Source organism: Vibrio sp. Vb1166 (genome assembly GCF_033338695.1).
In the GTDB taxonomy this organism is placed as follows: domain Bacteria; phylum Pseudomonadota; class Gammaproteobacteria; order Enterobacterales; family Vibrionaceae; genus Vibrio; species Vibrio alginolyticus.
Genome location: NZ_JAWOTE010000008.1, coordinates 138,691 through 159,636, shown reverse-complemented (window position 1 = coordinate 159,636; position 20,946 = coordinate 138,691). Strand labels below are relative to the sequence as shown.

General features: G+C 43.9%; 14 protein-coding genes. 8 read left to right on the top strand and 6 right to left on the bottom strand.

All coding sequences use genetic code 11. The annotated features are described in order from the left end of the window. Positions 1–28 precede the first annotated feature (28 nt). On the top strand, positions 29–2,041 hold the full coding sequence (ligA, locus tag R7E51_RS11095) for an NAD-dependent DNA ligase LigA (protein WP_064369049.1): 2,013 nt from the start codon (positions 29–31) through the stop codon (positions 2,039–2,041). Between the two features lie 510 nt (positions 2,042–2,551). After that, on the top strand, positions 2,552–3,961 hold the full coding sequence (locus tag R7E51_RS11090) for a hypothetical protein (RefSeq protein ID WP_005382055.1): 1,410 nt from the start codon (positions 2,552–2,554) through the stop codon (positions 3,959–3,961). 336 nt (positions 3,962–4,297) lie between these two features. Here the strand turns inward: R7E51_RS11090 and R7E51_RS11085 are convergent, their stop codons facing one another. The 6 genes from R7E51_RS11085 to bcsE all read right to left on the bottom strand — a co-directional run bounded on the left by R7E51_RS11085 (position 4,298) and on the right by bcsE (position 9,719). Continuing rightward, positions 4,298–4,477 (bottom strand): hypothetical protein, encoded by a 180-nt coding sequence (locus R7E51_RS11085; protein WP_086046573.1) that lies wholly within the window; start codon positions 4,475–4,477, stop codon positions 4,298–4,300. Between the two features lie 324 nt (positions 4,478–4,801). Beyond that, a complete protein-coding gene (locus R7E51_RS11080) occupies positions 4,802–5,263 on the bottom strand; it encodes an NfeD family protein (RefSeq protein ID WP_017634826.1) in 462 nt (153 codons plus the stop codon). A gap of 3 nt (positions 5,264–5,266) precedes the next feature. Then, positions 5,267–6,184 carry an SPFH domain-containing protein gene (locus tag R7E51_RS11075; protein ID WP_005382060.1) on the bottom strand — a complete coding sequence of 306 codons (918 nt, stop codon included), beginning with the start codon at positions 6,182–6,184 and terminating at the stop codon, positions 5,267–5,269. A gap of 153 nt (positions 6,185–6,337) precedes the next feature. Then, the gene (gene bcsG, locus R7E51_RS11070) at positions 6,338–7,963 is read right to left on the bottom strand and encodes a cellulose biosynthesis protein BcsG (RefSeq protein WP_054576690.1); all 1,626 of its coding nucleotides are present in this window, start codon (positions 7,961–7,963) and stop codon (positions 6,338–6,340) included. Beyond that, the gene (locus R7E51_RS11065) at positions 7,963–8,139 is read right to left on the bottom strand and encodes a hypothetical protein (RefSeq protein ID WP_172797322.1); all 177 of its coding nucleotides are present in this window, start codon (positions 8,137–8,139) and stop codon (positions 7,963–7,965) included. The genes bcsG and R7E51_RS11065 overlap by 1 nt, the downstream gene beginning before the upstream one ends. Then, complete coding sequence (gene bcsE / locus R7E51_RS11060; RefSeq protein WP_206958182.1) at positions 8,136–9,719, bottom strand: cellulose biosynthesis protein BcsE; 1,584 nt, start codon at positions 9,717–9,719, stop codon at positions 8,136–8,138. Before bcsE ends, R7E51_RS11065 begins: the two co-directional genes overlap by 4 nt. 470 nt (positions 9,720–10,189) lie before the next feature. Here bcsE and R7E51_RS11055 point away from each other — a divergent pair, with 470 nt between their 5' ends. Genes R7E51_RS11055 through R7E51_RS11030 form a run of 6 tightly spaced genes read left to right on the top strand, consistent with a single transcriptional unit; the run spans position 10,190 to position 20,942 of the window. Continuing rightward, positions 10,190–10,387, top strand: coding sequence for a hypothetical protein (locus R7E51_RS11055; protein WP_021034149.1), 198 nt, complete (start codon positions 10,190–10,192; stop codon positions 10,385–10,387). Next, entirely contained in the window at positions 10,384–11,163 is a 780-nt protein-coding gene (bcsQ, locus tag R7E51_RS11050; RefSeq protein ID WP_005382068.1) for a cellulose biosynthesis protein BcsQ, read from the top strand. Before R7E51_RS11055 ends, bcsQ begins: the two co-directional genes overlap by 4 nt. A gap of 3 nt (positions 11,164–11,166) precedes the next feature. Beyond that, a complete protein-coding gene (bcsA, locus tag R7E51_RS11045) occupies positions 11,167–13,806 on the top strand; it encodes a UDP-forming cellulose synthase catalytic subunit (protein ID WP_017819965.1) in 2,640 nt (879 codons plus the stop codon). Next, positions 13,796–16,081, top strand: coding sequence for a cellulose biosynthesis cyclic di-GMP-binding regulatory protein BcsB (gene bcsB, locus R7E51_RS11040; RefSeq protein ID WP_017819964.1), 2,286 nt, complete (start codon positions 13,796–13,798; stop codon positions 16,079–16,081). Before bcsA ends, bcsB begins: the two co-directional genes overlap by 11 nt. Next, positions 16,081–17,187, top strand: a complete 1,107-nt coding sequence (bcsZ, locus tag R7E51_RS11035; RefSeq protein ID WP_206958180.1) for a cellulose synthase complex periplasmic endoglucanase BcsZ — start codon at positions 16,081–16,083, stop codon at positions 17,185–17,187. The genes bcsB and bcsZ overlap by 1 nt, the downstream gene beginning before the upstream one ends. Next, positions 17,178–20,942, top strand: coding sequence for a cellulose synthase subunit BcsC-related outer membrane protein (locus tag R7E51_RS11030; RefSeq protein WP_206958178.1), 3,765 nt, complete (start codon positions 17,178–17,180; stop codon positions 20,940–20,942). Before bcsZ ends, R7E51_RS11030 begins: the two co-directional genes overlap by 10 nt. Positions 20,943–20,946 lie beyond the last annotated feature (4 nt).

Sequence of the window (20,946 nt, the reverse complement as noted above, 5' to 3'; positions counted from 1 at the left end):
ACCGATTGAAAATACACGGGGCTTTACTATGTCTGAATCAGTACTTCAGCGACTAGAAGAACTAAAAGAGTCGTTGCATTACCACGCTGTGCGTTACTACGTGGAAGATAACCCAGAGATCCCTGATGCCGAGTACGACCGTTTAATGCGAGAGTTACTGGATATTGAAGCTGAGAACCCTGACTTAATAACCGTAGACTCGCCAAGCCAACGTGTCGGTGGACAACCTCTCTCTGCGTTTAGCCAAGTGACACATGAAGTACCGATGCTTTCGCTTGATAACGCGTTTGATGATAGTGAACTTGATAGTTTCCACAAGCGCGCACAAGAGCGCGTGGGCAGCCAGAGTGTGAAAGAATACTGTTGTGAGCCTAAATTGGATGGACTCGCCGTAAGTTTGTTATATGAGAGTGGCGTATTAGTTCAGGCGGCCACTCGAGGCGATGGTACTACGGGTGAAAACATCACAGAGAATGTGCGTACGATTAAAGCCATTCCTTTAAAACTCAGAGGTAATGACTGGCCAAATCGTCTTGAAGTTCGTGGTGAAGTCTTTATGCCGAAAGCTGGGTTTGAAAAGCTCAATGAATTAGCAAGGAAGAAAGGCGAGAAAATCTTTGTTAATCCACGTAACGCTGCGGCAGGTAGCTTACGACAATTGGATTCACGTATTACGGCTTCTCGTCCGCTTAGCTTCTATGCATACAGTGTAGGCGTGGTGCAAGGCGCAGAATTGGCAGCAAGTCATTACGAACGCTTTTTGCAAATCAAATCTTGGGGACTGCCAATGTGTCCGGAAACTAAGCGAGTTGAAAGCTTGGCGGATGTAAAAGCTTACTACCAAGATATATTGCAGCGTCGTGATGCCCTCCCTTATGAGATCGATGGTGTCGTTATTAAAATTGACGATATTGCCGTGCAAGAGCGTCTGGGGTTTGTTGCTCGCGCTCCACGTTGGGCGATTGCCTACAAGTTCCCAGCACAGGAAGAAATGACGACACTGAATGAAGTGGAGTTCCAAGTCGGTCGCACTGGTGCGATTACACCTGTTGCTAAACTAGAGCCTGTATTTGTTGGCGGGGTAACGGTAAGTAATGCGACGCTTCATAACGCAGATGAGATAGAACGTCTGCAGGTCAAGATTGGTGATCACGTTGTGATCCGCCGTGCTGGCGATGTTATTCCGCAAGTCGTATCTGTCATCAAAGAGCGTCGACCAGAAACAGCTCGAGATATTGTTTTCCCAACTCAGTGTCCTGTTTGTGGTTCGCATGTTGAGCGGATCGAAGGAGAAGCGGTAACACGTTGTATGGGGGGCTTAGTTTGCCAAGCCCAACGCAAACAAGCGCTAAAACACTTTGTTTCTCGTAAAGCGTTAGACGTTGACGGTTTAGGCGATAAAGTGATCGAGCAGCTTGTTGATCGTGAGATGGTGAAAACTCCTGCTGACTTATTTAAGTTATCAGCGGGGATTTTAACCGTACTAGATCGCATGGGGCCAAAGTCTGCGCAGAATATTGTGAATGCGTTAGAAAAATCCAAAGAAACAACTTTACCTCGGTTTTTGTATTCACTGGGGATCCGTGAAGTTGGCGAGGCAACCGCAGCAAACTTAGCAATGCACTTTAAAACGTTGGGAGCGATCCAAAATGCTACCGAAGAGCAGTTGATTGAAGTGCAAGACATCGGTGCTGTGGTTGCTCAACATATTACGACTTTCTTTAGTGAAGAACAGAACCAAGCGGTGGTTAAAGATTTGCTTGAACAAGGAATTCATTGGCCAGAGATTAATACTACTGAGCAGGTGGGGGAATTACCATTAGAAGGTAAAACAGTAGTATTAACGGGAACACTTTCTCAACTGGGGCGTACAGAAGCCAAAGAAGCCCTCCAAGCACTGGGGGCTAAAGTGACGGGTAGTGTTTCTAAGAAAACCGATATTTTGTTTGCTGGTGAAAATGCAGGTTCGAAGCTCGCAAAGGCACAAGAACTGGGTATCGAAATTAAAACAGAACAAGACTTACTCGAACTGATGAATTAAGTCTCCTCAAAAAAGCTAAAAAATAACTAAAAGCCCCGTATGCTAAGCATGCGGGGCTTTTTCTTGTTCATAATTAAGTGTTTTTTTATTGAGTAATTGATGCCTTTGTTCTTTTCAGTGATCAAGATCGAACCTTGGGTTATTGGTTTTTTTGGCTTTTTTAGTCTGCGAGTGACTTCAAGTTGATACTTTCAAGTTCAATTTAAGTGTTTGATTTTAAATAACAATTTGTTGTGTTGTGTTGCTGTTGTTAAAAATAAGATCTGGATCAATAAGTTATATGGAACTTTGGAGTGGCTCATATTTTTTTAGAAAAAAAATAAGTTCCATTTGGATGTTTTTAGTTGCGAAGTTAGTCTTAATCACGTGGATACACGGTGTGTATGCAGGAACTAAAAAAAGCCAAATTAGAAATAATGAGGTTTGATCAGGAATTTACTTCTCTCCTTCGGCGGCCAACTAAAGGTGAGATAGAAAAATACAGCTATATCCATTTTTAGGAGTTTTTCCATGGACAAATTTTTTAAGGTTTCAGCGTTAACCGCAGCAATGTTTGGTGTTGTTGCTGTCGCTCCAGCTACAGCGTCTACTGAAAGTGCAGCAGGTGGCGAGTACGTAGAGAAAGTGAACGAATTTATGCAAGACTCAAGTCTGAATGCATTATTCATAGTTGATACTCGTTCACGAACTCGTACAACAGGTAAGCCCGGCGGTGAAAATGGTGACCGTTGGAGTCGTCTAAACTACTCTTCTTACAACGCAATTTTAGACTTCACTTCTGGCTACCACGATGGTTGGGTGGGCGCAGATGTTGCGGCTTACTACTCTGGCGATCTTTACAACGATAGTCTTTACAATTCAAACGAAGGCTACCTATGTAACGAAATCTCAACTTGTAACAACCTAGACTGGGGTGCAGGTGATGGTCAGCAGCTTAAAGTTTACAAAGCAGCGCTGAAATTCAAAGCAAACGAAAACTTTAATGCTCGTTTTGGTATGTTACAGGCTGGTGGTAACGGTACAATCGGTAACGTTTGGAGCTTTGTACCTGGTACTTACCGTGGTTTCGAACTGAACGCTAAACTTGGTGATTTCAACCTAAGCTACTTTGGCGCAGACCAATTTACAGCACCTTGGCTGCTTCACGAAGATGATTACGCACCAGCGCTTTGGTCTGACACTTCATGGAGCTACCTACACTCTCTAGGCCTAAACGGTAACCTAACTGACAGCTTGTTTATGCAACTTGGTTTGGGTCAAGCTACTGGCGTTCAATATGCAAATGGTGTTGACTGGGGTGCAGGTCAAGTAACTAGCTACCACAACGAAACTGACAACACTTCTTACAAGGCTTACTTGAAGTACACTGTTAGTGACCGTACAACTCTAGCATTTGATTTCTACGGTGTTGACGATGATGTGAAATACGATGGTCTAGGTTTCCACACTGGTCTATCTTTGAATCAATCTTTCGGCAAGCTAGCTTGGATGTCTGAGTTGCGCTACACAGACACAGATAACCGTGCGGACTTCGTTCCTCGTACTATTCATACATATGGTATGAACAATGGTACTTGGTCTCAGTGGTGGGACGCGCTATCTGACTGGAACAAAGCGGGTGAGCTAGCATGGTACAACCGTCTATCTTACAACCAAGGTAACGGCTGGAACTACTACCTAGGCTTTGGTTACGGTACTGGCGCTGACTCTGCAGCAAGCGGAGCATCAGGTGACTGGGATTACGAAAGCGAATACGCAGTTAACGCAACAGTATCTTACTCACTACAAAGTGGCGCGCTTAAAGGTTCTACCATTCGTTTACACGGTACAATCCTAGAACGTGATGAGTACGCAGGTGCTGGCGATGCGGATGAAACAGACTTACGTCTACAAGTTCTTATCCCTTACAGCTTCCACTAATACTTAGTGAAATAATAAAAGGAGCCGCTAGGCTCCTTTTCTATTTCACTTCTCGGCCGTCGTATATTTTGCAATATAACGGTGGCAACATATGTACATTACCGTTTGGCAACTCACACTTTATCTCTGGGCCTATCGTACGACCACCGGATGCACCATTAGCATGAGTGGTTAACGGAATTATGGCAAAAGATATTACTAATAGACCAGATAAAAATCTCATAATCATCACCTCAATATAAACTTTAAATATCTACGTACTTGTATAAACCGTGACTACGCAGAAAGGTAAGGTTGAAAAGGGCTCTTATATCAAACTAAGCTCTTACTTCTTTACTATTCCCATTCCCCACCTCTAAATCGACACATTTCACTTGGAATATTCGTAACGTCGCCACTTGGCATCTTACATTCGACTATAGGTCCCAAATTAGTTGTACCGCCGTTTCCGTTGTTGTAGGCAAAGGAAGAAAAAGAAAAAATACCGCACATCATTAAAAAGAGAAGCTTATTCATAGTACATCCTCTTACTTACCAAATAAAAAGCACTCAACTTAAATGCTTATGCGTTAAGTATGTATCCGAGGATAAAAAGATCAAAAAATAATTCAATAAAGTTTTATTTTTTAAAATAAATTTAGATCGATAATTTACCTAGATATATTTCTATCTTATTGATTGTCGTGTGTTGAATAATTAAATAATAGGAAATGGTAGGTAGGGTATTAATAATATTACTAATACTTATTTTTTTCTCGATTTTAATTAAGGTAATGAAATGAAAGCAGTTGTTTAGATTAAAGTAATGGAGCATGATTTGCCCCATTACTTTGGCATAAATTAATTTGAATCAGGCTCAATGATTAAAATAATACCTTCAACATCGGTGATTCTTACGCGGGTACCGGCTGGAAGTGCTTGATCCGATTGTGCGGACCATGTGGTATCGGCTACCTTGATGCGATTGAGCCCGACGGAAAAGTCTTCTTCAAGGATAAGAGTACGCCCAATTAACTGCTTGTACTTTTGGTTCAGATCTCTTTCTTGGTCTTCTTGCTTGTCTTTAGACCATTGTCGTCGCCACCAAAGCCAGGTGGTGATTAAGCTGAAGCTTGCAAAGCAAAGCCATTGCAATTGCCAGCTCATTGGCAAAACGGTCATGAGTGCTCCAACGATAAGTGCAGACATCCCGAGCCAGAGAAAATACCCTGCGGTACCAAGTAGCTCAACTGCTAAAAGAGCAAAGCCAAACGCTAGCCAATGCCAGAAAGAGATACCTTCCAACAAACTAAAAAAGTCCATAAATTATTCTTTATCTTGCTGTTTAAACATTTCTGCTATCCCTGCAACCGAGCCCATTAGTCCGGTTGCTTCTAATGGAAGCATAATGATTTTACCATTTTCGGCTTGACCAATGCTTTTGATCGCTTCGGTATAACCCTGTGCAATGAAGTAATTGACGGCTTGCATGTCACCTTTTGCAATGGCTTCGGAAACCATGTAAGTCGCTTTTGCTTCTGCTTGCGCGGCACGCTCACGTGCTTCTGCATGGAGAATAGCAGACTGCTTTTCGCCTTCAGCTTTTAATATCTCTGATTGTTTATGACCTTCGGCCTTTAATATCTCAGCTTGGCGAACCCCTTCTGCTTCAAGAATTTCCGCACGCTTATTACGCTCGGCTTTCATTTGCGCATTCATTGCAGCGGTCAGATCGGCTGGTGGCTGGACATCTTTAATCTCAATTCGTGTGACTTTTACGCCCCAAGGGTTTGTTGCTTGGTCAACAATCGCCAACAGCTTAGAGTTGATCATGTCGCGTTGGCTCAGCATTTCGTCCAGTTCCATTGAACCTAAAACGGTACGAATGTTGGTAAGGGTCAAGTTTCTAATAGCGTGTTCTAAATCGTTGACTTCATAAGCCGCTTTGGCAGCATCGATCACTTGAACAAATCCGACAGCGTCAATAACCACGTTAGCGTTATCTTTTGAAATGACCTCTTGCGCAGGAATATCGAGAACGCGCTCCATCATATTTACTTTTTGACCAACTTTATCAACGAATGGAATGATCAAGTTTAAACCCGGCTTTAATGTGTGGGTGTAGCGTCCGAAGCGTTCAACTGTCCAGTTGTTTCCTTGCGGAACCGTTTTAATGGCTGAAGATAAGATAACGACAGCAAGAACGACGAAAATACCGATGGTGATCAGTGAATCAATTGGCATGAGTTATTCCCTTAAGTGCATAATGTTCGATCCATTTTTACCTATTTATAGACAATAGACAATTGAAGTTCTGAGACCTTTGAGAGGTTATTGGTTTTTTATATGACAAAGGCCGGAAACACCGGCCTTTGTCATGGCATGGTTTTACTCTCGCTATTTTGCGGGGTATTCAATCCAACTTGAACCATCAAGAGAAACATAATACTTCCCTTGTACTTCAATCACAGTAGAGCCTGAGTTCTGCGCGACAACTCGTGTTTCTGGTAGGTTCTCTGTCAATATTGAAGGGCTAAACGTCTTACTTTGATAAATGTTTTTATCCAGGATATTCGAAACGAGCTGCGACAATGCCAGATAGCTAGATGGCTCGCTTACGTGTTCGGTGTCGCCCTGACGCTGAATTCCTTCTCCGAAGATTTTAATTCCTACCGGTGTATGAATGATTGTCGGTGCAGGAATTTCTCGCATACCTGAAATTTGCATGCGGTCTCCTCGCATACCACCACCATGTTCTGGTACCAAAGCGACAACGATGTTGCGTTTTGAGGACTTTAAGGTTTTAAAGAACGCGTGGAGGTCATCAAGCAAATTCTTAAGGCGCATTTTGTAGCTAGCAATAGATGTGCTTGAGTTCGCATTGATGATCCTGTTGCCATCATGTAGTGAAATTGAGTTGTAGAGTGCCACGACTTTGTCATCACTACTGTTAAGTCTTTGCTGCCACCAGTTATCCAATACTTGCTTATCGCGGAAGATCGAAGAGCCATCAAAAGATTTTTGGTAAGGAGTTAAGTCTTCTTGAGACATAAGAGCCGCTTGTAAGTCGCCGTCTTTTTTGATCAATTCAAGGAAGCTATCAAAGACACCATTGTGGTTCATCAGTAAATTTTCTGTGAAGCCTAGTTCTTTCAAACTTTCGAACAAGTAGCACTGCTTTGATGGTGCTGGCTGGAACAGTTGACTGTGTTCTTGTTGACCACAATTGGCTCGTAGCAGACGAATGACAGCAGGCCCACTGTATGACGTAGCGGAGCTAAAATTGTCGAACATGATGTCAAACTCTTTGAACAGAGGATGATCAGCCAGTCCTGCAATTTCGATGTCATCCCACGCGACCGAACAAATACTCAAGAACAGCAAATCAAAAGGAGCATCCATTGCGCTGTTGGTATCGAATGTTACATGTCGGGAAGCTTCTTTAGAAAAGAAATCTGCAGTTAACGTGTTGAGACTGGCATCATTAATTTCCGTTATTTGAGGTTGTTTGCTAGCAGTAACCTCGGTTGTTGGCTGTTGTTGGGCTACTTCTGCAGCCACTGTTGTCTGAGGTTCAGTCGTCATAGGAATACTTATATAGATCATCGCAATAACCACAAAGACTGAAACCCTAACAAACTTGCTCAAAATAAAGTACGCACCACACAAAGCGAGCAATCCGAGTATTGCTTGGAATGATAAAAATCGTCCCAAAAGCTCGACCAGATAACTCGATTCAAACTGCATTAACTGTCCCGCTTGAGCCCAAAGACGGTTTAGAGGAGGTAGGTAAGAATCGTAATGCAAGAGCCACGCTGCGGCGACAAATGAAACGATATGGCGCACCGCATTTAGGCTTTTCATCGAGATAGGAAGCAGGATGAAGATCAACAGCGCAAAGTTTTCCATTGGATGGAAATCGATGATTCCTTGAAAATAGAGCGCTGTTTTTGCGATAAAGTAAATGTTCCACCAGCCCAATCCTATAGTGAGGGGGGTAGAGTCATGAGAATGCGATGTCATTACTTAAGCTTCTTGGTGTTAGTGGCTGATGTATCTAGCTCAAAATAGCGCGAGCGTTTTAAGTGTTTGTGGTAAAAGCGTCGGGTAGCGTTTACTAGGTCACGTAGAAAGTATCCTAGGAGTAGGCCAATACCTGAACTGATACACACGGTCAGTAAAAAATCGTTAATATTCATGAACGTTCCTTGAGATCAATGGTTTTTTTCACAGCAAACAAAGGAGGAACATCAGTAATGGAGTTAGTGGCGGTATGGAATATTTTCCTCTCTGTCGCCAGAGCTGAAACGTCGTCGGATATGACGGCTTCATCTTGAACGATGAATTTTAACTCTGTTTCGATATCTAATTGAGTATCAAACGTGTGAGTTGAATGAAATAAGTCTCTCACTGGGAACTCAAATATATTGTTGAGTGCAATATCAATATCGCTATGTCGAATAGCACTGAATAAGACATATAGAGCTTTGTTGCAGGCTGTCACAACGTCGCCATCTCTTCGAATATGGCAAAGACGTAAACATTCCTCTGCCGTCATACCTGGTAATAAGTTCAGCTTGATAAGCGCAAAGTTCACATTTGAGTGTGTTGAGTGGGAAATGACGTCAATACAGTATTGGCTAAAGTCCTGGTTTTGTAAGTAGCCTTTGCTACCAAACTTAAGGTCATACTTTAAGAGCGCCTCTAAACTGTCAGGAATTGGGCGTGTAAGCATCTGGCCTTGAATTGCTTCAACCTGAGTCATAAAGCGCATTGGGGGGATTTGCGCGTGAGAAATGAAGTTTGCCCCCGAGCGAAGTAAGAACTTTTCATCTGCATATCTCAGACATTGTTGGGTCTCCCTGACAATAATCTTTAGCTGACGGCCATACGCGGACCTTAAACGGTAGCAATCTAACGCGATCTGTTGAACTTCGCTTTGGTTATCACAGCTGAAAACAATAGTTGAAGAGCGAGGGTTGTCTAGCATCGCTATGAGTCCTTGATTGCTCTCTGCCACACGCATCCCTTTTGGGGCTTTCACGCTTTCTCTGAAAGCTCTTCTGCTGACATAGATTCTATCGCTATCCGATTTGTCTTCTGGCATGACATGAGATTGATGCGTTTCGTAAGACGTTGCTTTTAGTGTTTTATCTTTAGTTTTAGTGAGAATGTATTCGTGTTGGGTAATTACACCGTGTTTATTGGACCAAAAATCCACAAGATAGCAGTAGCGAGCGTCATCTAATGATGTCATGGTCGCCAAACCTGCAATGTGTCTATTATGAGAAATAAGAATGGGCTTTAATAGTGAAGTCGTCAGATGCCCATATATATAAACACTAATAGTGATTTTTTTATTATTTGCCAGCTCATTTAAGCTTTGTAGAAAGACACTTATAAAATCATCATTAGTTGATGATAGTAGCGAGTCTGGAACAACTAATAGACATGTAGAAAACTTCTTTATGTTCGTTTGGTGAATGTCTTTAGCAAGATTTATAGCTTTGGGTGTTTTTTTTGTGAATTTATGACTAAGAAAAAAACACTGTTCAAGGTGGGTTTTAGATAAGTCATTGAATTTCATTAAGGCTTCATCATTCAATGTGGACAAAAAAGTTTCTTTGTCTGTAAAGCTTGTAAGTGAAGTGTTGTCATTTTCCGGTAGTGTACTGAACAAATAATCAATAAGCATCTGTTTATGAGTAAATAAGTTTACATAAACAGAGTTTATCTCTCGTTCGTTTTTAATAGCAGATGATTCAGAGAGTGATGACATAAAGAGCCTTAAATCAATAACTTAATGTGTTTTGTGAAGCTCACAATCCGTTGTATGCTAATCGTTACAATTTTGATTTTCTTAGTGACAAGAAAATGACGCTAAGATATTAAACGAAATTGATCAGAAATTAAAATAGTTATAGCATGTGCTTCACATGATGTTTATGAGTTTAAAATCAATAGTCTCTAAGTCTATGATTCTCATTTAAAATATTTAAATTTCTTATGTGTATTAAATGGATGGTAACAATTCATTATTGTAATCCTTTTTTCTGAAGTTAAATATTATTTAGGCCTTTGTTATTTATATGGGCTATAAATAAACTTATTCACATTCATCATCGTTCTATAAATATGAGACGCATAGGTCGATGCGTCAATTTTTTAACAATGGAATTTATACTGAAAATGATAGTGGCGGGATTGCTGTTATCTCAGTTTAAGCTCCGTTACATTGTGAAAAATTCTATGACTGAGTCTGCAAAAGATATTAATTCGATCTACTCTTCTTATAACTTAACTCAATACACGTATATTGAAACAACAGAAAACGAGTCTTACGTACAAGTTAAAAATAAGTGGCAAGTCTTCAAAGCCAACGGTGCTCGTAATGTTCTATCTTTGGTACGTAATACGCAGAAAAATTCAGAAACGGAAGCGATATGAAGCGCCTTCTATTTGTTAGTTTAAAAGGCGGCTGTGGCTCAACGACCGTCGCTGCGAATTTGGCACAAGCGTTAGTTAAGATAAATAAACAGGTACTGGCCATTGAGGTGGTGCCTAATAGTTTACTGCAAGCTCATCTTGGCTTGCCGAGGGAAGAGCAAGGAGGCTGGGCGAAACAACTTCTTTTAGATAAGCCTTGGACCCAGGCTGGTTATGAAAGCCCACAAGGTGCACTTTTTTTACCGTTTGGCCATCTGAATTCTGAGCAGTTAAAAGCGTTTTTTAATGAGCGTTCTCACTATCTATCAATGCTAGGTGAAATGACGTTGCAAGTGAGCGAAAACCGTGGTGAGCAGTGGCTGCTTTTTCACGCCGACTTAGCAGAGCTTACTGATCCTGAAGTGCGATCTTTTGTCGACTCAATGGATATGATTGTGGTGGTGGTAACGGCAGACGCCCTGAGTTATCTCACTCTTCAATCTTGGCTACAACATGAAGAGCTATCGAGATTGCTTCGCTCTGATAAATTACGTTTTTTGGTGAATAAATATCAGCCAGAAACCGAAATTGGTCGTGATTTCATGTTGGTGCTGAAAAAGGAACTTAGCGAATCCTTGATTCCTGTTTCGATTCATCGAGATACGGCATTGCTTGAATGTGTGGCAAACCTGACGACCGTTCAACACTATTCGCCATCGAGCCAAGCCGCAAAAGATTTTCAGTCTTTTGCTTTTTGGTGTGTATCAGCGTTATCAAGCGCTCAGGACCAAAGCTAATTTATGCGAAGTCTTAATCTGATTTTCCAACGTTGGGTAGTGGACCAATTCAGACTGCAGAAGAACGCTTACGAGCAAGCCTGGAATTGTAAAACAAACTGGGTTGGTGAGTGTGCTTTGTCTTTTTGGTTTTCATTGAGTTTTGTATTTTTAAAGCCGGTTATTTCGGGTGTTCCCTCATGGAAACTGCCTTTGGTTTACTATCCAAACGTTAATTTTGCTGCGCCAAGATGGTTTGAACCTGTACGTTTTATTATCCAAAGCGTGTGGTTGCTTTGCTTCAGGCAAAACGTAAATGTAAATACAGCATGGTCCAAAAAAACCAGCAGCTTAGCGATGACTTTAGCCGAGCAAATTCGCAATGCGTTCTACTTGCCATTTGAATTGGTTGCAAAAGGCGTCCGCTGGTTAGAACAGACAGCGAACAACATCAAAGATCCACAAGTTCGAGAGCGTATTAAAGCAAGTAAGTCAGCGATGGCGTTGAACTACACCTTGTTGTTTTTCGTGGTGTTAATCGCTTTGCTTTGTTTTACGGTGCCATTTGGTTATCAGGCTCAGACTGTCTTTGTGCTGTTACTCTGGGCATTAGCGATGATGGTCCGTCGCATGCCGGGTCGTTTTCCTACCATGCTTTTGATCATCTTGTCGGTTACGGCCTCATGTCGATACTTGTGGTGGCGTTATTCGTCTACCCTGAACTGGGACGATCCTGTTGCTTTGTTTCTAGGGGGCGTTTTACTTCTAGCTGAGACGTATTCTTGGATTGTGCTGATGCTTGGCTATTTCCAAAATATCTGGCCATTGAATCGCAAACCAGTATCGATGCCACCGGATCAGTCAACTTGGCCAACCATTGACTTGATGATCCCTACTTACAACGAAGATCTCGATGTTGTGAAAGCGACGGTTTATGCCTCGTTAGGTGTCGATTGGCCGAAAGACAAACTTAACATCCACATTCTGGATGACGGCAAGCGTGATAGCTTCCGAGATTTCGCCAAAAGTGTAGGGGTGAACTACATCCGCCGCCCAACGAATGAACATGCGAAAGCCGGTAACATTAACTATGCGTTGAAGCAGACCAGCGGTGAGTTTGTTGCGATTTTTGACTGTGACCATATTCCTACACGAGCATTTTTTCAGCTCACAATGGGGATGTTCCTGAAAGATCCAAAGTTGGCGCTTATTCAGACGCCGCACCATTTTTTCTCACCGGATCCTTTTGAGCGTAACTTATCGAACTTTCGTAACGTGCCAAACGAAGGCAACTTGTTTTACGGCCTGATTCAAGATGGTAACGACTTATGGGATGCGACTTTCTTCTGTGGCTCGTGCGCTATTTTACGTCGAGAGCCTTTAGAGGAAGTCGGTGGTATTGCAGTCGAAACCGTGACGGAAGATGCGCACACGTCTCTGCGCATGCACCGTTTAGGCTATCGTTCTGCATATCTTAAGCAGCCGATTTCTGCTGGTTTGGCGACAGAAACATTGTCTGCACACGTTGGGCAACGCATTCGTTGGGCTCGCGGGATGGCGCAGATATTTAGGGTCGATAATCCATTGACTGGAAAGGGGCTTAAGCTCTCTCAACGGCTTTGTTACGTCAATGCCATGCTGCACTTTCTATCTGGTATCCCGAGGATTGTATTCCTGATCGCACCCTTGGCTTATTTGTTGCTGCATTCCTACGTGATTTATGCGCCAGCGCTGGCGATCATTTTGTACGTATTACCCCACATGATTCACGCCAGCATGACCAACTCTCGTATGCAGGGTGACTACCGTTATTCGTTTTGGGGTGAGGTATACGAAACCGTGCTTGCTTGGTATATCGCAAGGCCAACAACGGTGGCTTTGTTTGCGCCCCATAAAGGGACATTCAACGTAACGGCAAAAGGCGGTTTGGTTGAAAAGTCTCACTACGATTGGGTGATCTCTCGACCATATTTGGTTTTGGTTGCACTCAACATTTTGGGCTTCGCTGTAGGGATTTACCGAATGGGGTGGGGGCCTCAAAATGAAATCGGTACAGTTATCGTGAATCTCGTATGGACGATGTACAACCTGTTGATTTTAGGTGCTGCCGTTGCGGTTGCAGTAGAAGCTAAACAAGTGCGAAAAGATCACCGAGTAGAGGTGGCGATTCCTGTCGCGGTTAGGCTTAATTCTGGGCATTTAATACAAGCGCAGATGAAGGATTTCTCTTTGGGGGGCGTGCGCATAGAAATTGACGGGGTCGATGAACCAACCTGTGCTTACTTACTCGGTCAAACCTTAGAAGTGATCCTCAATCGAGGTGGCCAAGAATTCGTGTTCCCTATGACGGTTGCCTATGCTCATAAGGGGATATTTGGTTTACAACTCAACGAATTGTCTCATCAACAACAAATCCAATACGTCCAATGTACATTTGCACGTGCAGATACATGGGCGAAATGGCAACAAGGTTATCAATCAGATAAACCTCTATCGAGTATGCAGGCTGTACTGCAAGTCGGCTTTAATGGATACAAACGCTTGCTGCAACATTGTCCTAAGTTTGTTCAGGTCAGTGTGGATGCACTTTTATTTTGTATCGAATTTATTTGGTCACTAAGACCTCGTTATGTCCCAATCAGGACCTCAAGTCATGCTAAATAATAAAAAACTAACAGCGTTGACAACGGCTATCACTCTCATGTGTATGTCGTGCAGTCTCGCGGCACAAGAAGTAAGTCAGCAACAAGCAATGCCTTTGGCACAGCAAGATGCTGAAGATTCGACCGTGTTTAAGCGCGTCATCCCATTTAGTCAATTAGGTTACAGTGGTTCAATTGCTATCCAAGGTAGTGAGGCCAGTGCTTATATTGGTTTCGGTTCGCGACTCGATGAGGTGGTATCTAAAGCAACGTTGCACTTTGATATCACACCTTCGCCAGCGTTGCTCTCTTTGGTTTCTCACGTCAAAGTGTATTTGAACAACGAACTTATGGGAGTAGCGTCAATCGTCGATGGCCAGCAAGGCAAAAAGTTGAGCTTATCTATGCCGCTGGACACTCGTTACTTTAGTAATTACAACCAAATTCGCTTTGAGTTAATAGGGAATACTCAGAAAGACTGTGCTAACCCCAATGACTCGAGCATTTGGGCTGAGATTAGCCAAAGTAGTCGAATTGAGATGCTTGCTCAAAAGACAGTGCTGGAAAGTGACTTGAGTTTGTTACCGGCTCCTTTTTTTGATGTCCGTGATTTCAGCCAGTTAAATCTGCCTGTCGTGATGGGTAGCAAATACGATTTAGATGATGTCAAGGCTGCCGGTGTCTTGAGCTCTTACTTTGGTGCTCTTGCGGGTTGGCGTGGTGCTCAATTCCCTTTTAGTGTCGACACGTTACCTAAGCGCAACGCCATTGTCTTTGTTACCAATGACAACAAACCTGAGTTTCTGAGAGATTTTCCAGACACGGATGGCCCTCGTCTTCAAGTCATCACTCATCCAACAGACCCGTACGTGAAGTTTCTTCTGGTGACAGGCCGTGACAGTAAGGATCTTAACATTGCGGTGCAAGGTTTGGCGTTGGGAAACCAACTTCTTACTGGACCAATCGCGAAGATTAATGAAGTCAAACAAATCAAACCACGAGTCCCGTACGATGCGCCAAACTGGGTGAGTACGGCTCGTCCTGTTGCATTGTCTGAGTTAGTCGAACAAAAAAGCATGCTGCAAGTGGAAGGCCGAACGCCTCCACCAATCAACGTAAGTTTGCGTTTACCACCCGATCTCTTTACTTGGCAAAGCCGTGGTATACCGATGGATCTTAACTATCGTTATTCACCGCCTGCTGCGGATCATTCCGGCTCTCGTCTGACTTTGAGTATTAATGACCAATTCATTGAGGCGTTCAACCTAACCACAAAAGGTCAAGGTGGAGAATCTAACCGTATACGTGTTCCTTTGTTAGATGATGGCATTCTAAGTGGTGATACGTTTGTTCGCATTCCGGCTTTTAAGGTGGGTAGTCAAAACCGAATCGAGTTCGAATTTGGCTTTGCTTCGGTGACCGATGGGCAGTGCCAGGTAACGCAGCCAAGTAAGCAATACGCGGTTATTGATGGTGATTCTACTATTGATTTTAGTGGTTTCCCCCACTACATCGAAATGCCAAATATGCGCGCTTTTGCTACATCCGGTTTTCCTTACACTCGCATGGCTGATTTGTCAGAAACTGCTATTGTTGTTCCAGAGAGTGCTCCAAAAGAAGTGTTGCAAACCTTCTTAAACGTCATGGGGTCATTGGGACGTGACTCTGGGTACCCAGGTATTCAGGTGCTTTTGACAGATAAATGGAATGCTGAGCAACTAAAAAATAAAGATATCCTGACGATTGGTGTTGTGGATGCATTAGAAGAAGCCGCTAATAATCCTGACCAAGTTAACTTAGTGGTTAAAGAGGGTCAGAGACAAATTCGCCTACCAAGCAAAAATGAAAAGCAGCTCGGAATGAACTGGATGAGTCCAAGTGATGCTCGTCAAGCCGCCGCAGATTATGTTTCTGTCGAGGCAGAAGGCTCTTTTGCTGCTATTTATGGTGCAGAATCGCCATTTACGAAAAAACGCAGCGTCATTTCTATTATGGCGGCTCACCCGTCAGATTTTTCGTCGGTTGATCGCGCGTTGGCTGACTCCGGTAAAGTGGAGCACATGTTTGGCTCGGTGGTGACGTTGAGAAATAACGAAGTAGCAAGCTACAACGTGGGTTCGCACTACTATGTCGGTAAGCTTCCTGTGTGGCAGCTCGTTTGGTATCACTTCTCTAATCACCCAGTCATCGTTGCGTGCTTTGCCGCCTTGCTAGTGGTGATCGTAACCATTGTGCTTTGGCGCGTATTACGTCAAGTCGCGTCTAGACGTTTAGAAAAAACTGAGGAAGAGGAATAATGAAAAAACTCATCTCGTTCCTTATGTTGTTCGTGTCTCCTTACTTGTGGGCTAACACCTGCGAGTGGCCACAATGGGAAACATTTAAGTCGGTATACATGGAGCAAGGCCGAGTCGTTGATGGCAGTGACGAGCGTATGATTACAACCTCGGAAGGCCAATCTTACGCATTGTTCTTTGCCTTGGTTGCCAATGACCCTAAAACCTTCGATCAGGTTTTAAAATGGACTCAATCACATTTGGCTGGTGGGGATTTGACGGCAAGGCTTCCTGCTTGGTTGTGGGGAAGAAAAGAAAATGGTCAGTTCGGAGTCTTGGATTCTAACCCAGCGTCAGATTCTGATTTGTGGATAGCTTACTCCCTTGTTGAGGCGGGGAGATTATGGAATAACTACTACTATCAGACCCTTGGACATCTGATCGCGAGTCGTATTTTACGTGAAGAAACCGTCAACATAGCGGGAGTTGGAACGGTATTGTTGCCAGCTCCAACGGGCTTTGATGCCGACGGCCAGTACCGTGTGAATCCGAGTTATGTTCCGTTACAACTGATTGCTCGTATGCAGTCGCTGTACCCGCAATACAACTGGGACTCAATGTATAAGGCAAGTGTTCACATGCTAGAGAAAACGATGCCAGCAGGCTTTAGCCCAGACTGGGCAACATTGAGAAATGGTCGTTATAGCTCAGATGTGGTTACAGGGCCGATGGGCAGTTACAACGCGATCCGCACTTATCTTTGGGCGGGTATGCTAAATGACCAAGTTTCAGAAAAAGCAGTATTAGTGCAAAAAATGCAGCCGTTTGTCGCGGCAACCAAAGCCGTTGGTGCGCCAGCGAGAGAAGTAAATACTGAAACGGGTAAATATACCCAAGCAGGAAGCGCAGGTTTTTCTGCTGCGGCTCTTCCGTTACTCGCGGCTTCTGGTGAATCTGCGCTGTTGGAGACGCAGTTTCGTCGTGCTCAAAATGAACTTGTGGTGGACAAAAACGATCATTATTACGACAACGTATTAAGTCTATTTGGGCTTGGTTGGCATGAAGAACGTTACCGTTTTGGTGTGCAAGGTGAATTGCTTCCTGTATGGAGCGAGAGATGTCAGTAACAGGATACGTGTTATGGTGGATTCCACTGGTTGCTTTGGCGGCTGGTGGCGTCGGCACTGTGCATGCAGAAAGCTTTAGCTCAAAACCTCTGACAAAGTCGCAGCTCGCACAGGTCTACAAGCCTATCGAGCTGGTTCAATTTTCCACATCATTAGCACGAGTTGACTCGGTTGAGTGGTTGGTTGAGCAGCTAAAACTGGCGGATGCGATTGGCCGAGATGATATTGTCGAGAGTACTCTGGAGAGGCTGTTCGCGATTGAAGAAAGCAATCCAACGGGGCTTTTCTATCAAGCGAATATGTATCTGAAACGTAAGCAGCCAGAATTAGCAAAACCGGTATTTGAGCGCTTAATCAGACAGGCGCCTCATTCGACTCAAGCGAAAAACTTGTCATCGATTATGGCTATTCAGGGAGAGAAAAGAGCGGATTATCAGCGCGCTCAGTTGCTTGCAAAATCTGGTCGTTACGATGAAGCGATTCAAGCTTACAAAGCCCTTTTCCCAAATGGAATGCCATCACCAGCGTTACAACTTGAACTCCTACAGTTGCAAAGTAATTTGCCTGGCAGTTGGATCTCGGTGAAACAGGGACTGGAACGTTTAAATGCAAATTATCCTAGTGTTCCGTCTTTTCAACTCGCGTTAGCCAACCATATTCGCAAAGAGAATCCTGCTGATCCATGGATTCTCGATACCTATAAAAAGTTAGCGCTTGCTCCTTCGGTTGGAACAAATGCGGCAACGTCGTGGTTGCGTGCATTGGATCAATTGCCTATTTCAGATCAAGTTGTTCAGCAATATGCCATCTTAGCTAGCTACTACCCGTCTGACATGGAGATACAAAGAGCGAATCAAAGCGCGAAAGATCGCTGGAAAAAGGAAAAGGAACTACGCAAAGACCCCACCTATCTCGCCAAGCTCAAAGGGTTAGCGTTGCTCGAGGAAGATAAAACCGACCAAGCAGAAGCTCAGCTGCGTTATGCGTTGACGACTCGTCCGCAAGATCCTGAATTGCTTGGTGCTATGGGTAAGGTTTATCTACGTAGAGGGCAGCAACAAAAAGCGCTCGGATACTTTAAACAGGCTCAGCACTTAGATCATAATCCTGACTCGGCCTCAAAATGGGCAGCGCTAATCGAGACTTCTCAATATTGGGCGTATCTTGATCAAGGTGATGCCTTGGTCGAAAAAGGCCAGTTTAAGCAAGCAGAAAGCGCTTATCAAAAAGCGATTCAAGTAGATAAATCCCAACCTTATGCTTATTCATCATTAGGCTCTTTGTATCTGGTACAAGAAAATTATGCCGCGGCAGAGAAGGTTTTCAAACAAGCTTTGCAACTGGATAGCAGCAATAGCTCTGCATTGCGTGGTCGCTTAGATGTTCGTATTCAGCAGCAAGATTGGTCTGGCGCGGAAGCACTCGCGCGCAGTTACTCAGCCCCACAGCAGAAAGTGGTCGCTGAAAAAATAGCGAGCATCAAGTCGGAAGTTATTTTGACTCGTCTGCGGATCGCAATCGCTCAAAATGATCAGGCAACGATGAAAGCGTCCGTAGAGGAATTGATTGCGCTACAGCCAACCTCCCCATGGTTAAGGCTTGATATTGCTGACGTGGTTCATTCAATGGGCGACAAAGTACGCGCGGATACGCTGATGTCCGATTGGGCTACATCTAGTAATGACCCTGAAATGAAATTTGCTTACGCGCTTTATCTCGCGCAGGACTTCAACGTGAATGAGGCCATCGCTGAGCTAGAGAGTATCGCACAACATGACATGACAGACGCAATGCAGCGCAATTTAACCCGCTTGAAGCTTGATGCTCAGTTGAGAGACATTCAAACGCGTTACTTAGCTTCTCCCGAATCAGTAATGGCGACATTACGTGCGCTAGAGTCGGATTATCAAGGTCAAATTCAACCGCTCGCTCGTCTAGTGAGTGCGTGGTTAGACATTGATGAAGTTAAGGAAGCTGAGAGGATTTTCCAAAACATTTCGCTTTCAGAAGATTGGTCAACCGATGACAAACTGGCTTACGGCAGCATGATGGTAAGCTTGAATCACTTTGAAGATTTTGATCGTTGGTACGTGGACTTAGCATTAAATTCCGCAACACAAGATTTAAGTGCTTCGGAAGCATTACAGCTTGATGAACTCAAAACCCGTCGACTGTTGAGTCAAGCGGATCTGATGCTGGTTAATCAACAGCCTAAGCTTGCGTTGGATTTGTATGAACAAGTTTCTTTAAAGCCTGAGCCATTTAAAACTCAAGCAGAAATTGGCATGTTGCAAGCTAGTGCTTTGACTGGGTATGAAGCGACGTATCACGACATGCACCTCATTTTGAATAAAAAGCGCGATAGCTTAACTGCGGCACAGTTGATGACAGTGGCCGCGGTGTTTAATCAACAAGGCTATCGAAATGACGCTAATGCGCTAAATCAGTTGTTGGATGCGATGCCTGATGCTGACGCATTAGCATTTCGCAATAGCATGTCTATAGCAATGGAAAATCAACAGTGGGCGTTAGCTGAAACACGCGCCTATCAAGCCTTAAATCGTGACCGAATGGATAGAAATCGTGAACCTGAAGAGGCGAAAAAAGAACCCCTAAGCTTACGCGAGCTATATGATACTGCTGACGACTACTGGTTGACTCGTAACGTCAAATCGGACATCGATAAACTGCATGATCGGAGTGATGGGCATGTCATGATTGGCTGGGATTACAGTGCACGAGATGGCCGTAATACTTCGAATCAAGTGCCCATAGAAGCCCGAATCCCGATAGAGAGCTGGGATGGGCACCTGTTGCTAAAAGCCGATTATGTTTCTATCGATTCAGGTCAGTTGGACTATTATGAAAAAACCACCGATTCTGACAGCACTTCGTTCCAAAATGACGCATCAGGTATGGCATTTGGAGTGGGCTGGCAGGCTGAAGATTGGTTGGTCGATATCGGCACGACACCAATTGGTTTCGACCATACCACATGGGTTGGTGGTGTGCGCATCAATGGGGACCTGGGTGAGTTCGGTTGGACGGCAGAAGCTTCGCGTCGCCCTGAGACCAGTAGCGCGCTTTCTTATGCTGGAATGTCTGTCCCTAGCGGCACGACTGACCCTCAAGGGACTAAATGGGGCGGAGTTGCTCGTACTGGTGTGAAGTTGAGCTCAAGTTGGGACATTGGTGGCCCTTACGGTTTTTGGAGTAGCTTGCAGTATCATGTTTTGACTGGTGAAAAGGTTGAGGACAACACTCGTTTAGGCGTGCTAGGTGGAGCGTACTACAAGTTAATTGCAACGGATGACCAGCGTTTAAGTATAGGTACGAACTTAATGTACCTTGATTACGACAAAAATCTGGGTGAGTACACGCTAGGTCACGGTGGCTACTACAGCCCGCAAAGTTACTTCTCGGTGTCTTTACCTATCAACTTTTATGGCCGATACAACAGTTCTTGGTCATATCAATTGAGTGCATCCGTCTCTAACTCTTGGACTAAGGAAGACGCGCCATACTTATCGACAGTAGCGGAGTCAGACAAGGGTGGTGGTTTTGGTACGTCGTTGCAAGCGGCGGTGGAAAAGCGAGTCAGCAAACGTTGGTATCTTGGTGCGTTAGTCGATGTACAACGTTCTGAGTTTTATACACCAAACCATTTCATGCTTTATGCCAAGTACACCTTTAATGATCGTTGGCAACCAATAGAGTATCCGCCAGCAGCACCAACGTTGTATAGCGACTTCTAACAAA

Bases quoted from the DNA above. Each gene is read 5' to 3' on its own strand.
- ligA (WP_064369049.1), top strand. From the start codon at position 29: ATGTCTGAATCAGTACTTCAGCGACTAGAAGAACTAAAAGAGTCGTTG.
- R7E51_RS11090 (WP_005382055.1), top strand. From the start codon at position 2,552: ATGGACAAATTTTTTAAGGTTTCAGCGTTAACCGCAGCAATGTTTGGT.
- R7E51_RS11085 (WP_086046573.1), bottom strand. From the start codon at position 4,477: ATGAATAAGCTTCTCTTTTTAATGATGTGCGGTATTTTTTCTTTTTCT.
- R7E51_RS11080 (WP_017634826.1), bottom strand. From the start codon at position 5,263: ATGGACTTTTTTAGTTTGTTGGAAGGTATCTCTTTCTGGCATTGGCTA.
- R7E51_RS11075 (WP_005382060.1), bottom strand. From the start codon at position 6,184: ATGCCAATTGATTCACTGATCACCATCGGTATTTTCGTCGTTCTTGCT.
- bcsG (WP_054576690.1), bottom strand. From the start codon at position 7,963: ATGACATCGCATTCTCATGACTCTACCCCCCTCACTATAGGATTGGGC.
- R7E51_RS11065 (WP_172797322.1), bottom strand. From the start codon at position 8,139: ATGAATATTAACGATTTTTTACTGACCGTGTGTATCAGTTCAGGTATT.
- bcsE (WP_206958182.1), bottom strand. From the start codon at position 9,719: ATGTCATCACTCTCTGAATCATCTGCTATTAAAAACGAACGAGAGATA.
- R7E51_RS11055 (WP_021034149.1), top strand. From the start codon at position 10,190: ATGACTGAGTCTGCAAAAGATATTAATTCGATCTACTCTTCTTATAAC.
- bcsQ (WP_005382068.1), top strand. From the start codon at position 10,384: ATGAAGCGCCTTCTATTTGTTAGTTTAAAAGGCGGCTGTGGCTCAACG.
- bcsA (WP_017819965.1), top strand. From the start codon at position 11,167: ATGCGAAGTCTTAATCTGATTTTCCAACGTTGGGTAGTGGACCAATTC.
- bcsB (WP_017819964.1), top strand. From the start codon at position 13,796: ATGCTAAATAATAAAAAACTAACAGCGTTGACAACGGCTATCACTCTC.
- bcsZ (WP_206958180.1), top strand. From the start codon at position 16,081: ATGAAAAAACTCATCTCGTTCCTTATGTTGTTCGTGTCTCCTTACTTG.
- R7E51_RS11030 (WP_206958178.1), top strand. From the start codon at position 17,178: ATGTCAGTAACAGGATACGTGTTATGGTGGATTCCACTGGTTGCTTTG.